Source organism: Bacteroides propionicigenes, from assembly GCF_018390535.1.
GTDB lineage: Bacteria > Bacteroidota > Bacteroidia > Bacteroidales > Bacteroidaceae > Bacteroides > Bacteroides propionicigenes.
In genome coordinates, this window is record NZ_JAHBBW010000001.1 from 349,804 (window position 1) to 366,539 (window position 16,736).

Here is a 16,736-nt window from a genome sequence, read left to right on the forward strand (position 1 = left end):
CCTTTTATTTATCATATTTAAAATAATCTATATCTACATAACCGCCTAAAGATTTCGTTGCATAATTAAAAATAGCGAACTTACTTCCCATAAAGAATCTGGTATAATCAAAAATCATCTTACAGGGCTCCCCGATTCGTATCCACTCCTTATTGTCATAGCTATAGTAAAAAGTAGCTTCATCTTTTTTATTTGCAAAGTCACCGTCAATGCGAAGGTAAACTAAATCTTTTTTACAAGCCACACGCTCCTTTTCCTCTACCTTTACATCCGTCACTCTTTTATCTTTTTTTGACAGACTAACAGACTGAGTAGACATTACCAAATGTTTTTCTCCATTTTCCTTTAAGACAGCAAGTACTCCGGATAAGCCGTTGAAAGCCGTAAAACCTGCGATGTCACCATCTTTCATCTTTGACACATCCATTGCTATTATTCCGCTACATTCGGGAGCGTTCATTCGTTGTGTCAAAGTATTAGGAGCCAAAAACAAATTGTCTACTACCCGTCCTGTTTTCAAACGCAAAAAACCCGGACGCTCAGTCAGCGACCAACAATCATCTAACGGATTATGATTCCACTGCCAGTTAAGGCTCAATTTTGTATCACTAAAATCATCACTCCCCATAATACTTCCCTTGCATTCATTCGGAAAAGTGTTCATTAGCATTGATTCAGGAACACGTCCTTCGGCGTCACCCAACATAGGCCAGCCATCTACCCAGCGACAAGGCATCAAAGTGGGCACACGTCCTATGCCTCCCCGATCCTGAAAAATAAATCCATACCAATTACCATCAGGTGAATCAACGATGCAACCTTGTCCCACGCCTCCGTATCCTTGGAACTCAGTTTCAAGGATAACTTTTTTCTCATACGGACCGGTGATTTTATCAGCCCGATAACATACTTCACGACGTAGTCTTCCCGGTATACTCCAGTCCATCGAAATCATCATCAGATAATATTTTCCATTGTATTTGAATGCCTGGCTTCCTTCCAACAGTCCCTGCTCATCTGCATCCCGTTCAAATATTTTCATGTCTATACCACCGGGTTCTACATCGCTAAGATCACTCTTTAGTTGACGCAATTGCCCTGTTCCATAAAAGAGATAAACCTTACCATCATCATCAAAAAGTAAAGACGCATCATGGTGATGAGGCGGACGAGAGACTAAAGTCCATTCACCTGCCGGGTCTTTTGTTGTATAGATATACCCCCGATGAGGTTCGTCATTAGGCGAGAACCACACATAGAACTGCCCGTTATGATAACGAATACTTGATGCCCATTGTCCGCGACCGTACACTGTACCCTCTTTCAAGTCATAACGAGGCAAATCAGTAAGTTTTTGAAATACATAACTAATAGTTTCCCAATGTACCAAATCTTTTGAACGCATTATCGGACAACCAGGCATCAAGTGCATAGTAGTACTTACCAAGTAGTAGTAATCACCCACTCTTATCATCGACGGGTCTGGTACATCAGCGTTAATTACCGGATTATTGAAAATCTCCTGCTGCTGTGCGATAATCCCCAATGAGAAAATAAGCAAAGCAATAGAAATAATTATTTTTTTTAAGTTCATATTGATACTACTTCTATAACATTTTATCAATTCAATCCAGCTCTCTCAAACAAATACTCTTTACCGGGTTCCGTCTCCACATCATATTCGTATACTTTATAAAGTATGGGTAACTGAAGTACATTCAAGTTCTTTGACTGTAAGGGTTCTGCAATCTCTGCCGGTGCGTACAACATATTCGGACAGTCACCTTTGGCAGGTTTTAGATTTTCTCCTTTTAAAGGTACATAACTACGAATGCGTAATATACCACCAATACGCGAATATACTTTAGCCTTAAGCAACTGTGCCCCATCCCATTGCATATCAACAACAAATCCACCACGGGCTACCAAACCACTGATGCTTCCTTCGTTCCATTCTTCAGGCAAAGCAGGAAGCAATTGTACTGCTCCATCATGACTTTGTAATAACATTTCGGCTACACCTGCCGTATATCCAAAATTACCATCTATTTGGAAAGGCGGATGAGCATCAAACAAATTGGGATAAGTACGACCTTCGGGAAATTCCTTTTGTTTGTCATCACCCGGAAGAATACGAAGCATATTCTTTATAATTTTATAAGCATGATTACCGTCAAGCATACGTGCCCAAAAGTTTATCTTCCAACCAATGCTCCATCCTGTCGCAGCATCACCTCTCTGTAAAAGCGTGTTTCTGGCAGCTTGAAAAAGTTCAGGATTAAGCCTCGGCGAAATTTGATTACTGGGATACAATCCGTAGAGATGCGAAATATGACGATGATTATCACGAGGATTATCAGCATCTATCAACCACTCTTGCAACTGATTGTAACGTCCTATCTGCATAGGTGGCAATTGCTTGAAAGCAGTAACTAATGAATCTTGATATGATTGAGGTTCATCCAATATACGAGCAGCAAGCATTGTGTTATAAAGTGCATCAAAAGCAATCTGGTTGTCCATCGTACATCCGGCAGTAATCGAGGAACCTGCATAACCATGTTCAGGTGATACAGAAGGAGCTGTTACTAACCAACCGTTTTTAGGATGTTTCACTAAATGGCTCAAATAGAAATCAGCTGCACCTTTCATTACAGGATAATATTGGCGTAAGAATTCTTTATCACCGGTAAATAAATAGTGTTGCCACAAATGTTGAGCCAACCAAGCTCCTCCATTAGGCCACATACCAAAATAAGCGGCATCTACCGGACCACAGGCACGCCATAAATCCGTATTATGGTGAGCCACCCAACCACGTGCTCCATAAAGAGTCTCAGCCGTCTTTTTGCCAGTTATACTCAACTCACTTATCATATCAAAAAGAGGTTGATGGTTTTCCGATAGATTTGTAACCTCAGCAGGCCAATAATTCATTTCTGTATTGATATTAATCGTATATTTACTGTCCCAAGGAGCATTTACACTACCACACCACAATCCTTGCAAATTAGCCGGCTGACCTCCCGGTTGTGAAGAAGAAATTAACAAATAGCGACCATACTGAAACATCAGTGTCATAAGATTCTGATCATCTCCATCAGCAAAAGCTGCAACCCGCTTGTCTGTTTCCTGCGCAGACATTTCGGTAGAAGGTATGGAGAACTTCACACGGTCAAACTGTTTTCTATAAGTATCTATATGATTGGCAAGAGCCTGTTCATAGGGAGTCTTTACAGCTTGTTTCAACTTAGAAGAAGCACGTTTTGAGGCATTACCGCTCACATTATGATAATTCACGAAATTTGTCGCTGCAGATATATAAAGAGTAGCTACGGTAGCCTGATTAATAATTACAGATTGATTCGATTTACCAGACTTTCCGTCATGCTTTACCAATACACGGCATTCGGCATCCAACGCGGCAGGGATTCCTTCCTGCTCAACACCCTTACATTTTACAATCAACTCATTTCCTTTCGCCGTTACCATATGTTCTAATGGCGAATTATAACTCAAATCAAAGTTCAACGCTTTCGGTTTATCAGCTTCCATACGCACAACAATTACATCATCCGTAAATGATGAAAATATGGTACGCGTATAAGTAACTCCGTCCACCACATAACGGGTTACGGCTATGGCATTTTCTATATCCAGTTCACGATAGTAACTTTCAGCTTTCTTATGTTCAGGTTGGTTAATGAATAGACTCCCCATTGTAAGAAAACGCATACCATGTTGCCCGGTAAAGAAACTCTCATCTATCTGCTTTTGTGCTTCTGTCAAGCGATTAGCAAATACAAGCTCACGCACTTTAGCCAAAGCGTCTTTTCCTTTCGGATTATCATTACTGTAAGGTCCACCGGCCCAAAAAGTTTCTTCATTAAGCTGAATTTCTTCCTTATCCGTACCACCATAGACCATAGCTCCCAGACGAGAGTTACCAACAGGCAGCGCTTCTACCCACCGATGTGCCGGTTTTGCATACCACAGTTTCATCCGGGTTGCTTCCTGCTTATTTATCAGTGCCTTGTAGCCCAATAGCTGTAACATAGCTTCAGCATAACGAGCACCAAGCATACGATACCCCCGAGCTGTAAAATGCAAATTATCACCAGCTGCCGGGCAGCCTGCAGACGGAATAACATGTGCGGTAGGAATCACCTGTGGTAGCGTATCTATAATTTCATTCATGCTCGCACAGATACCTTTCTGATTAGCATGTACCACTTCTCCTACTAACAAAGGCACTTCTGCTGCATTCAAGTTCAAATCTGCCAATAAGTTTTCATAAACGCCCTTCAGTTTTCGCGGCCACTCTTTATCACCGGTATTTGATTCTCCCTGATGTACTAAAATTCCTTTTATTACTCCATCTCTCTGTGCTTTTTTCGCGAGGTCTACCAACCAACCATAGGGATTATTATCGTATGACTTCACTATATTCTTCAGCCAATCAGGTTGAGAAGCAATATGTTCCGCATAATTTTCTTTATCAAACAACTCAATACGGCAACCACCAATAGCCACATTGATAACACCTACCTTTATATTCGACGGCAGATTATCCACCATAGTGCGTCCAAAATAGTCGCATGGGGTCAATCCTGTATGACAACGCGCTAACGGTGGTACAGCCTTATACCATTCCCCTTTTGTTCTCCCACGTTCGGGACAATCTACCGCAGACATCATCAGGAAACGTTCACTTATTCCTATGCTATCCTGTGACTCAACCCTTGCATTACCTTCCATATTCGATTGGCCGAAAGCCAAATAAATATGGAAATTCTTATCTTGCGCATACAATGCTGAGCAACCTCCTAAAAACAGGCATACCAGCAATAAATTAATCACTTTGTTTTTCATTCTCGTTTTTCAAGTTTATAGTAGTTAATATCCTTTCGGAAATATAATTTGATAATTCCCGCTCAGATGCATAAAAGCAAATAGACGAAGTAATCCATCATAATAAGCATCGAAATATCCATCATCATAAGGAATATGTTTGGCATTCCACAAACGATCGACAAATTCACGGCTCTTATCGTGCGTACACACTAACGATACCGCAGCCGTAGTAGCAACCAATCCCAATGAATGTCTCAACTTTTTATAACCTCCGGCTCCCAACAATTCTGTTACGGATGTACCATCCACGTTATATTGATCTACAAAAGTATCTATACCTTGAGTATAAAAAAAGTTTTGTACTTTATTTCCATATTCTTGTTGCCACTTTTTATCTGCACATGCCCACGAATAATCCAGTGCTATATTCATAGGTACACGCCATGAATCAAAACGAAAAGCATCTCCTATAACCCGTTTACTACCCAACAAAGTACCATCATAATTATTATAATCAGGATTAAGCCCTGTTACAGGATGAATGCTTTTATGTAGATATTCACGACTTTTCCGAGCACACTCTCGCCAAAACTCACTTCTGCCGTCTTTTGCCCACCGAGCCCATACCTCATAAAAAGCGGGGACATGGTAAGAAGGATCTGTAAACCGTCCTCCAAAACGATCCGGTGTGAATGTTATCAACTGATGTTCCAAATTAATAAAGGGTGCTACACGATCCATACCAACTTTCTGCATAGAGCAATCCAAAATATTTTGCGCCTCAGCAAGATAATTAATCCCCGTTTTATCTCCCCAACGATTAGAAGCAAAAATAAGTGATGTTACATAATAAAGTTCTCCGTCAGAAGCCGGCCCCTGAGCATTACGTGTACCATCCGTTTTGCAACTCCATGCAAAATATCCTTTCAGAGGACCTTCCTGATGCTGCATATATTTCTTCCCCCACCGCCATAAACGATCAAAAATATCTTTCCTGTCAAACTGGACTGCAATCATCAATCCATAAGACATTCCTTCTGTACGTACATCATGATTTTTTATGTCACTGATATAAGCCATCGAGTCTCCGACCTCAAAATAGACTTTATCCGGTCCATAAAAAACACTCTCAAATACAGAGTTTAGTTTCTTATCTATGTCTTTCTGCTTATAGCCTAACTCTGCAAAAAGATTACGATACTGCCTTGTTTCAAAAGCACCTCTATTATAAGGCTGCCCATTACCGCCTAATTGTTCCAAATCTGTTACAGCCCAAGGCATCCACTTTAAATAGTCTATATCTCCAAATGCCTCCGCTTTAGTAACAGATGTATCCACATTTGTTTTACCCAATAAAAATCTATCAATGAAAGATTCCACTTCCGAATACTGACTTTCAGGCAGCATACAATGCATATGCCCCCCCTGAATGGAAAATCCCATACGATCTTCTATTCCAAAAGCCTTCCATACCATTCGCGCAGCCTGACAAGACACATAATTCGATTCCTCTGCCAACCATTCATAATCAGTATTTCCAAGCACCAACAAAGCACGAGGAGCAATCAAAGCTGCCAGTTCATGATGATCAATAGGAAGACGATTTACATTATTACCGGCAAATCGCCGCATACTCTCCAAAAACCATGCATAACTCGTACGTCCCAGAGTCTCCACATTTCCCAAAGTTTCAGAGACACGCCAAGCATCAACACCTCCACCGCCAGGTTCCTGAGCGATAGTTAATGCAATCCGCTCATCAAAAGCTCCCGCAAACAAAGCCATTTTACCGGCAAATGAGCAACCGGATATAGCCAAATGAGAAAGATCAATACGAGATTTCTTTCCAAGCTTTTCCAGTCCGTCAATCAGTCGACTGACTCCCCATGACCATGCGCAATAGGCCCCCATATCTGTCTGATTAGGATATAAACGATTGATCGGTTCAGTACCACGTTTTTGCGTATGAGACATGACTTGTGCAAAATTAAACGTAATCTGCGCAATACTTTTCTTATCAAACAACTGATATGGGAGAGAACCTGTAGGTCTGCCTATTCCGATAATAGCAGGAAAAGGACCGTCACCTTTAGGATATTTAATAGGGGCAGTCAATAACAATGTTTCACCATTTTCGTGCACTACGACCCGCAATGTATCGTTATCTAAAGTTGCCTCTATACTATCTTTTGAAACAACAGGCTTCATACCTAATTCATAATGCTGCAACTGACAGGCTATTTCAAAACGGCGACGTTCCCAATCTTTAAAATCCATTGATCTCCCACTTCCGTCAGCCCATGCAAAAGGATCGGGAAGAGTGGCTATTTCGGGTAATTTGTCAATGGAAGGCATCTCAGGAATTTGGTAATTATCGTTCATACACTCTTTATCGTACACCAAAGGTATCACTGTTTGTCCAAAAGCTGTTGCCTGAGCCAATAATAAAGCTGCCAAAACTGTTTTCATTTTTTTTGTGTTTGCCATAAAATATAAGTTTTAAGATAACGTCCACATTCACGTTCTAAGTTACCGACTAACCATCACCATTCCGCCATTGCAAGGAATAGTAATTTGTATTTCCTGTTTTTTATTTAGTTTTACGATTTGCAACTCTCCTTCCAAGTTTTTATTATCACTATACATCATTAGTTCTTTTCCTGCATCAACCATAGAGAGTTTTACTTTCAGCTTCAATGGCTCTTTCTGCGCATTTACTCCGGCAATATACCAAGTTTCTGCATGACGGCGGGCAAGCACTACATACTTTCCCGGATAGCCATCAATAAACTTCACCTCATCCCAAAGCGCAGGAACTGTTTTCATAAAATCCATAGCCCAAACAGGAGCATCTGTCAAATTATTAGGAGCCAAAGCAAAATGCTGTACAGGACTCTGAAACAGAACAGCCGTAGCTAATGCAAATACATCAGAAGTTACACGACGGCTTCCTCCCGGTTCATTCTTTGCATTATAATATTTATTCAAAGCACTGCCACCAAAATCCATACTTCCTACCGTATTACGTATAAACGGATGCAAACAGGCATTGAATGCTTCTGCATTGCAACTACCTTGAGAAAAATGCAGATTCTCACTGGCAAGTACTGCTTCACACGCCACAAAATTAGGATACATCCGTTCCCATCCTCGAGGCAATGTACAACCATGGAAAATAACCATCAAGCCGTAATCATTGGCATCTGCAAGAATATCTTCATAAAGCTGCATAGTTACTTGCTTATCACTACCAATAAAATCAACTTTTATTCCACGTATACCGATACTTTGCATCCATTTCATCTCTTTCCGGCGCACAATCGTATTGTTCATAATTCCCTTGGGAGATTGAGGGGCATCATTCCAATAACCATTGGAATTATACCAAAGGTAAAGTGCTACTCCTTTAGATGCAGCATAGTTAGCCAATTCTGCAATTTTCTCCCGTCCTACCCGGACATCCCATAACGCATCAACCAATACAGAACCATACCCCATAGCTGCACTAAAATCAATATAGCGTTTTTGTTCATCATAATTCATGCTATTGTCGCCACCAATAATCCAACTCCATGTACCACAACCGTATTGAAATTCCCGAGAAGCCTCATATAATGGTTCCACTACATCAAAAGCAACGGTTGTTTCCACTATCGGTGCCAACGTGTTACCAACAGTAACAGTACGCCAAGGAGTTTCTCCCGGCAATGCTATACCCGGTGCCACAGTTCCATTTCCATTATATTCGCCTTCTTGCGGAAAACCGATTGTATATAATCCCCCCTCTTTCCCAAATAAACGGCTTCCACAATATGCACTGCTAACTCCGGTCTCAGAAATCAATATCCATCCCTTATCTTCATTCTTGAACAGGCAGGGGAATGTATAGCCATGTCCCCAGCCATTCTTCCCCAGCACATCATCTACAGTATAACCTGTTTCATAACTCGGAGATGTCCTTGCAAATCCTCCCATCGGTGCCGATTGCGGGCAAAGAAAAGTCGTACTACCTTTAGGAAGTACAAAGCCTGTAGCCTCCTGTTTTACTATACAACACAATATATTATCTTGTGGATAAACTTTATATTTAAAAGCAACATCATGATTACCAACATGAAAGACAACATCATATATAGTCTTCCCTTCTTTAGAAAATGTATAAGTCTGTACATTTGCCTGATATTGCGGACGGCTATTCTTGATTGTTAGAAGATGATATTTATCATTGACAGATGATAACGAACCAACCCTATTTAAGGTCATTTGCCGAGTATAATCACCAAGATTCGTATTAAGCCCTAATGGAGACTTCTGCAGAAACACTGTTCCATCATATACCACACTGTAAGAAGGCATCCCCCCTTCATCTGATACAGTAACACACAACTTGCCATCCGGACTATACAATTTATTTTCTCCGGCAAATACACTGGTAGTAGCCCAAACGAATACACAAAAAAATAAAATATGCTTTACCATTTCTTTTTAGATTATTTCTTTAGTTAACGATATATTGCAAAGGAAAGCATCCTTTGTCAATTTACATTCAAACCATGTTTCAGAAACTTTCGTCTATGTTACAAATTGGTTCCTTTTCCACATATCTCTCGTCTAAAATCATTAAAAGCCATCATAAAACCATATTTCGCCAAAAACTTTGTTGAAATCATCGAGTATAATAAAAGTTTCCATAATTTTGTCCTCGAAGAGAAACACGCAATATGAAATACATAATTAATTTACTATTTCTATTTCTTTCATTACCTGTCATCGCAGAAAAATACTGTGTCTTTACTCCGATTAACGGGACAGTCGGTCTGGCCGGAAACAGGGTACGTAATATAGCCCAATTAACGGATGGTCGCATAATGATAATAACTGAAGGCTTATTAAATCTGTACGATGGAACAGACTTCAGCTATTTACACTATAATGAGGAACATATTTGTCCATTATCTGCATACTCAGGCTTCCATCACGAATACATAGACTCTCATGGATATGTATGGATCAAAAACCAACATCAACTAATGGTTGTGGATATAAAGCGTGAATGTTTTGTGACACAACCGGACAGTTTACTCGCCACATTGGGTATTACTTCTCCTTTAAAAGATTTCTTTATGGATAAAACCAAGGATATATGGGTCATAAACGATAAAGATGAATTAATCCGTGTAAACAAGGAAAGAATGAAAGCTAAAACTTTTCTGCCCCATATATCCTCGACGGGTGATGGTATCGATCAACTTTATGACCTTGGTGTAGTGGAGAACCAACTATACCTTTTTTACCGTTCCGGTTTACTGGTGTGCTATAATCTTGAATCATGCACAGAAATATACAGGCAAAAATTACCTGACGAACTTCCCAAGGGAAAGTACGAAAACACTTCTTACGTAGTCCCCGGCAATAATACTTTCTTTCAGCTGCGTAATGGCAACAGGGGCGGAGTTATGCTAAATTATGATATAACAAGAAAGAAATGGGATATTGTACTTCAAACCGACTATTGGCTGAACAGTCTATCTATTGATAAAGATGGCAGCATATGGGTCAGTTGCCATATGGGATTATGGAACATTGATGCCGGATTAGTAAAGAAACAATATATACCTAACCTCAAATTGGTGGACGGGCGTACTATACATACAGAAGTAAGCACTATCTATAACGATTATCAAGGAGGAATGTGGTTAGGAACCCTGAATCAGGGAATACTCTACTATCACCCTAACCGTTTCCGTTTCCAAAACATCGGAAACAGCCTATTTCCCACCTCCACAGATGCAAACATATCCATAACCGCTTTTACTGCGGATGAGAAAGAAAATATATTAATAGGAACGAAGAAAGGTTTGTTTTACTACACACCTTCCGACGACAATGTAACCTTATACTCACAAGAGTTCTCCTCTGTTCATTGCAATACTCTATTTAAAGACAGCCAGCAACGCATCTGGTTGGGCACTAGCGGACAGGGATTATATTGCATAACACCGGAAGGAAGCACCAAACAGTATATATTGCCCGGACATTCCATCCGTTCCATCATGCAACTACCGGATAAAACATTATATATATGTATTGACAATCAAGGATTCGGAACATTTACTCCCGAAACCAAAAAATTTGAAAAAGTAACGAGAGTACCCGAAATAAGCAATTCTACCATTTACCAATTGGTTCCTTATGGAGAAGACTGCTTGGCAGGCATTGAACGGAAAGGGTGGTTCATCTATAACCATAAAAAGAAAGAATATCACTTTAACTCCACTTCTCATACATGCAATTCCATTATGGCAGACAGTCGAAAGCAATTATGGATTGGCTTGGAAGACGGATTATTACTATGGAACCCAAATACCGGACAGCAAAAGACATTCTATACAACCGACGGGCTAGTAAACAACTCCATACGCTCCATTATTCAGACCGACAACAATACAATCTGGGTATCTACTTCCAACGGAATAACGCGTATAACCTCCAGTGATTTGCAAAAGCCGGCACTTTACTCATTCGCCAATTTCAACCAATACGACGGTGTTATAACTGATGAATTTTGTGAACGTTCCACTTTTACAGCAACCGACAAAACAATTTATTGGGGTGGAATCAATGGATTCAACAAATTCATAATAGCTCCTATTACAACAAATAAAACATACTCAATTCCTTTATTTACAGGGCTGGAATTATTGGGAGAAAACATAGAAAATAATAAAAGTTACAATGGCAACCAAATACTATCTCAACCTATTACCCAAACTAAAGAAATCACACTGAACCACAATCAGAACTTTTTTTCTTTAGAATTTTCCGCTTTGAATTATATCAATCCCACACAGACATACTATCACTACCAACTGACAGGTATTGATCATTCCGAAAGAGAAATCCGTTCTTCCACCAGTAAAGGATACGCCACCTATACCAACATTCCTCCCGGAACCTACATTTTCCGAGTGCAATCTGCCGACAATAGCGAGGTATGGTCGGACCAATATGCAGAAATGAGGATTACTGTAAAAGCTCCATTTTGGAAAACAACATATGCCTATATATTCTATGTTCTACTGACAATAGGTAGCATCTTGCTCTTTACCATTATATATATACAACATAAACGCCGGAAAATGCAGCGTGACCAAAAAGAAAAGTTAGATGAGATGAAAACCACTTTTCTACAAAATGTCCATGAAGAGCTGAAAGAACCTATCAACCGAATAATTTCTCCTTTGGACAGTATACTGAAATACATGAACGAAGGAAAAGACAAGTTGCAACTTGAAAAAATCAGAACTAATGCTACTGAACTGAGAGAATTAATCAACCAGCTTTCAGAAGGTATATTATCCCCTTTGTCACCTGGTGAAAATGAATGGACACAAGAAGAGTTACTAATCAATATGCGCCAATTGCTGGAGCAGCAAGAAAAACGGAAAGAATTACTTAAAACGGCTCAAAAGCCTGCATCAGACAATTCTCTATTATCGGTTGCCGATGAAGCCTTTCTCCGAAAAGTGTTACAATTTGTAGAACAGAACCTCGACAATTCTGAGTATTCGGTAGAAGTATTGAGTCGTGATATGGGAATGGATCGAACCGGATTGTATCGCAGGCTTATTTCGGTAGTGGGAAAGACACCTACCAATTTTATTCGCTCCATACGCCTAAAACGAGCTGCCCAGCTTCTGAAAGAAGGCTACTCAGTAGCTGAAGTTGCCGACCTTGTCGGGTTCAGTACTTCCAGTTATCTCAGCAAGTGTTTTCAAGAAGAATTTGGCATGCGCCCTTCACAGTACGTAAACCAATGGAAAAATCGGTAAAGTCCCCCCCTTTTCAACGAGAGTGTTGGATTCTGCAACATTCGTAATCGATGTTCAAATGGTTTCAGGCTACTTTTGCAATATCATTCAAACATAAAAATAATATATCATGAAAAATGTAAAAGTAGGAATTGCCGGCATATCACTTCTAATATCCGGCTGGGTAACGGCACAAAACACAGAAAGCATGTTACCCAAATTGAACATGCCTGTTATCCAGACAAAGTACACAGCCGACCCGGCGCCGATAGTACACAATGACACCGTTTACCTTTATACAACCCATGACGAAGACGATGCGGAAGGTTTTAAAATGAGAGACTGGCTGTTGTACACTTCTACCGATATGGTGAATTGGCAAGACCGTGGAGCTGTGGCATCACTCAAAGATTTCGAGTGGTACAAAGGCGATAACGGAGCATGGGCCGAATGTGTAGTAGAACGTAATGGAAAGTGGTATATGTATTGTCCCATCCACGGGCATGGTATCGGCGTACTGGTTGCCGACTCCCCCTATGGTCCGTTCAAAGATCCGATAGGCAAGCCGCTTGTATGGCAAAAAGAACATTGGGATGACATCGACCCCAGCGTTTTTATTGATGATGACGGACAGGCATATATGTATTGGGGAAATCCGAATCTTTATTATGTCAAACTCAACAAAGACATGATCTCTTGCGCAAGTGACATTGTAAAGCTTCCCAAGATACAAGACTATCAGGAAGGTCCTTGGTTCTATAAACGTGGTAAGCACTACTATATGGCATTTGCCTCAACATGTTGCCCCGAAGGTATCGGTTATGCCATGAGCGACAGTCCCACCGGTCCCTGGAAATACAAAGGGCATATCATGGACCATACTCCCCGAACCCGTGGAAATCATCCCGGTATTATTGATTATAAAGGCAAGTCCTATTGCTTTGGATTGAACTATGACCTTTTCCGACTTGAGACCAGCCGTCATGCAGAGCGCCGTTCGGTTTCTGTAGCCGAAATGCAATACAATGCAGACGGAACAATCCGCGAACTCCCCTATTTCCAGGATTGTAAATTAGAGCAAATTGAAAGTTTTAATCCTTATCGCAAAGTGGAAGCTGAAACCATGGCATGGGGATATGGATTGAAGACCACACCCAAGAATATATGGAGTAGCGACCGATGCAACCAATTAGTAACCAGTATAGACGAAGGCGAATATTTGATGGTCAAAGGCGTAGACTTCCAAAAAGGAGCGAACCTATTCAAAGTAGCTGCCTCTTGTCATCTCTATGGCGGTTCCATCGAAATCCGTATAGACTCGGAAGAAGGGATGTGTATAGGAACAGTTCATATAACCAATACCAAAGACGCAATAAACGTATTTGAAACCAAGGTTAAAAATGTCAAAGGAGTACATGACCTCTATTTCGTCTTTAAAGGAAACCGATTACAGCAAAAGAATCTGTTCATGCTGGACTGGTGGGAATTCCATAAATTATAATTTTAAAAAACAGCATATAACCAATTATGAAAAGAAGTATTACAATCATGGCTTTATGCCTATTTGTGTCATGGACATGGGCACAAGAGTTTCAAAAGACTTTATCGGGCATCAAAACCACTATTTCCGGTAAACAAACCGATGTGGAAATTCAGTGGTTCGGTCCTAACAGTCTTCGCGTACTAAAAACTCCCCAAGGCAAAAATGTAGAAAAGAAAAGCCTTTCCGTCATTGCCCAACCTATCAATTCCGGTATTAAAGTTACCACTTCCGGAAATGACCATATTGTTATGAAGAGCCTATCGCTTACGGTAACCCTCAATATCCAAACAGGTATTATAACTTATAGCAAGCCTAACGGTGATACATTACTTAGCGAACAGGAAAACAACAAAGCTTTTACACCTTTCAATGATGCCGGACGCCCTACGTATACCGTTTATCAGGGCTTCACAACAGACAAAGAAGAAGGGCTTTATGGACTCGGGCAGTTACAAAACGGACAAATGATGCAACGTGGCATAACTAAACATCTTGTTCAAGGCAATGTGGAAGACGTTTCCCCTTTCTTCCAGTCCACTAAAGGTTATGGATTGTTTTGGGACAACTATTCAGGTACTACATATACAGACAATGAGAAAGAAACCTCTTTCCGTTCTGAAGTAGGAGATTGCATAGACTATTACTTCATGTACGGTGGTTCTGCCGACGGAGTTATAGCCGAAGTACGCACACTGACCGGTGATGTGCCGATGATGCCGTTATGGAGTTATGGATTCATGCAGAGCAAAGAACGATACAAAAGCCAAGAAGAGACAGTAGGAGTCGTGAAGAAATATCGTGAATTGGGGATTCCATTGGACTGTATCATCCAAGACTGGCAATATTGGGGACATAATTATCTTTGGAATGCTATGGATTTTCAGAATCCCGCCTTTAGCCGTCCCAAAGATATGATTGACGAGATACATGGCTTAAATGCCCGTATGATGATTTCCATTTGGTCATCATTCGGTCCTGCCACCAAGCCCTACAGAGCATTAGACAAAGAAGGATTACTCTTTGACATCGAAACATGGCCGCAATCCGGTGTGGACGGATGGCCACCTAACTTGGAATACCCTTCCGGAGTACGTGTATATGATGCTTACAGCCCTAAAGCCCGCGACATTTATTGGGAGCATCTCAATAAAGGAATCTTCCAACTTGGCATGGATGGATGGTGGATGGATTCTACAGAACCCGATCACTTTAACCACAAAGAAAGCGATTTCGATCGTCAAACCGGTCTTGGCTCTTACCGCAGTGTACGTAATGCCTATCCACTCGTTAGTGTAGGCGGTGTTTCCGATCATCAACGTGCATTGACGCAAGACAAACGTGTCATTATCCTGACCCGTTCCGGTTTCTTGGGACAGCAACGTTACGGTTCTAATGTTTGGTCCGGTGATGTTCAATCCTCTTGGGATATGTTTCGTAAACAGATAACGGCAGGACTCAATTTTTCACTGACCGGTATGCCACACTGGAATTCCGACCTCGGTGGTTTCTTTGCCGGTTCATACAATAAAAGTTGGGCAGACAACAGTGCCACCCGTAATCCAATGTATCAGGAACTTTATGTCCGTTGGTTACAATTTGGCGTATTCTGTCCAATGATGCGCAGTCATGGTGCCGATGTCCCCCGTGAATTCTATTGGTATGGCAAGGCGGGGGAACCTGTTTATGATGCTTTAGTTGATGCTGTTAAGCTACGTTACACTTTGCTTCCTTATATCTATTCCACTTCTTGGGATGTAACACACAATCGCTCTACTTTTATGCGTGCACTCTTCATGGACTTCTTAAATGATAAACAAACATGGAATGTAAACAACGCATATATGTTCGGTAAGGCATTTCTTGTTGCGCCGGTGCTTCATGCCCAATATACCCCGGAAGTACAACAAAAGAATCTCAAGGAAAACGAAGGTTGGAATCGTGACAATAAAAAAACAATTGAGACACCTCTGTTTGCAGACTTTACCCAGCCTAAGAGCATGAAGGTTTATCTGCCTGCCGATACCCGGTGGTATAACTTCTGGACAAATGAAGCCGTAGAAGGTGGACAGAATCTCACTGTTTCCACTACAATCAACCGTATTCCTCTCTTCGTACGTGCCGGAAGTATTGTTCCATTCGGACCGGAAGTACAGTATACAGGTGAAAAGAAGTGGGATAATCTGACTTTATGCATATACCCTGGCGATAACGGAAGTTTCACCCTTTATGAGGACGAAGGAGATAATTATAATTATGAAAACGGAGCTTATACCGAAATTCCGATGAACTGGAATAATGCCAACAAGACTCTTACAATCGGTGCACGAAAAGGAGAATACAACGGTATGTTGCAAAAGCGGCAATTCATTGTGAAAACGATAGACGGTAATAGTAAGACTGTAACTTATACAGGAAAGAAAATAAAGGTTAAGTTGTAAAACATCTTACACCCATAAATGTGCTGCCACATGATAGTTTGTATTTTACTATCATGTGGCAGTCATTTAATATCGTGCTTTGCCGGCATA

The 16,736-nt window shown here is 40.8% G+C and carries 7 protein-coding genes; 3 read left to right on the forward strand and 4 right to left on the reverse strand.

Annotation, left to right across the window (positions count from 1 at the left end):
* Positions 1-4: 4 nt before the first annotated feature.
* The 4 genes from KG118_RS01625 to KG118_RS01640 are packed head-to-tail and all read right to left on the reverse strand — an operon-like array spanning position 5 to position 9,333.
* On the reverse strand, positions 5-1,594 hold the full coding sequence (locus KG118_RS01625) for a glycoside hydrolase family 43 protein (RefSeq protein WP_118322921.1): 1,590 nt from the start codon (positions 1,592-1,594) through the stop codon (positions 5-7).
* A gap of 26 nt (positions 1,595-1,620) precedes the next feature.
* On the reverse strand, positions 1,621-4,872 hold the full coding sequence (locus KG118_RS01630) for a glycosyl hydrolase family 95 catalytic domain-containing protein (protein WP_187119987.1): 3,252 nt from the start codon (positions 4,870-4,872) through the stop codon (positions 1,621-1,623).
* A 24-nt stretch (positions 4,873-4,896) separates the two neighbouring features.
* Positions 4,897-7,341, reverse strand: a complete 2,445-nt coding sequence (locus tag KG118_RS01635) for a glycosyl hydrolase family 8 (protein WP_117711227.1) — start codon at positions 7,339-7,341, stop codon at positions 4,897-4,899.
* 42 nt (positions 7,342-7,383) lie between these two features.
* A complete protein-coding gene (locus tag KG118_RS01640) occupies positions 7,384-9,333 on the reverse strand; it encodes a glycoside hydrolase family 97 protein (RefSeq protein ID WP_117711226.1) in 1,950 nt (649 codons plus the stop codon).
* Positions 9,334-9,575: 242 nt separating this feature from the next.
* On the opposite strand from KG118_RS01640, the gene KG118_RS01645 reads away from it, so the two are divergent.
* The 3 genes from KG118_RS01645 (at position 9,576) to KG118_RS01655 (ending at position 16,646) form a co-directional block, all read left to right on the forward strand.
* Positions 9,576-12,686: a two-component regulator propeller domain-containing protein gene (locus KG118_RS01645; RefSeq protein ID WP_117711225.1), complete on the forward strand. Its 3,111-nt coding sequence runs from the start codon at positions 9,576-9,578 to the stop codon at positions 12,684-12,686.
* Between the two features lie 109 nt (positions 12,687-12,795).
* The gene (locus KG118_RS01650) at positions 12,796-14,166 is read left to right on the forward strand and encodes a glycoside hydrolase family 43 protein (protein WP_117711224.1); all 1,371 of its coding nucleotides are present in this window, start codon (positions 12,796-12,798) and stop codon (positions 14,164-14,166) included.
* A 26-nt stretch (positions 14,167-14,192) separates the two neighbouring features.
* A complete protein-coding gene (locus KG118_RS01655; protein WP_187119988.1) occupies positions 14,193-16,646 on the forward strand; it encodes a glycoside hydrolase family 31 protein in 2,454 nt (817 codons plus the stop codon).
* The last annotated feature ends 90 nt before the right edge of the window (positions 16,647-16,736 follow it).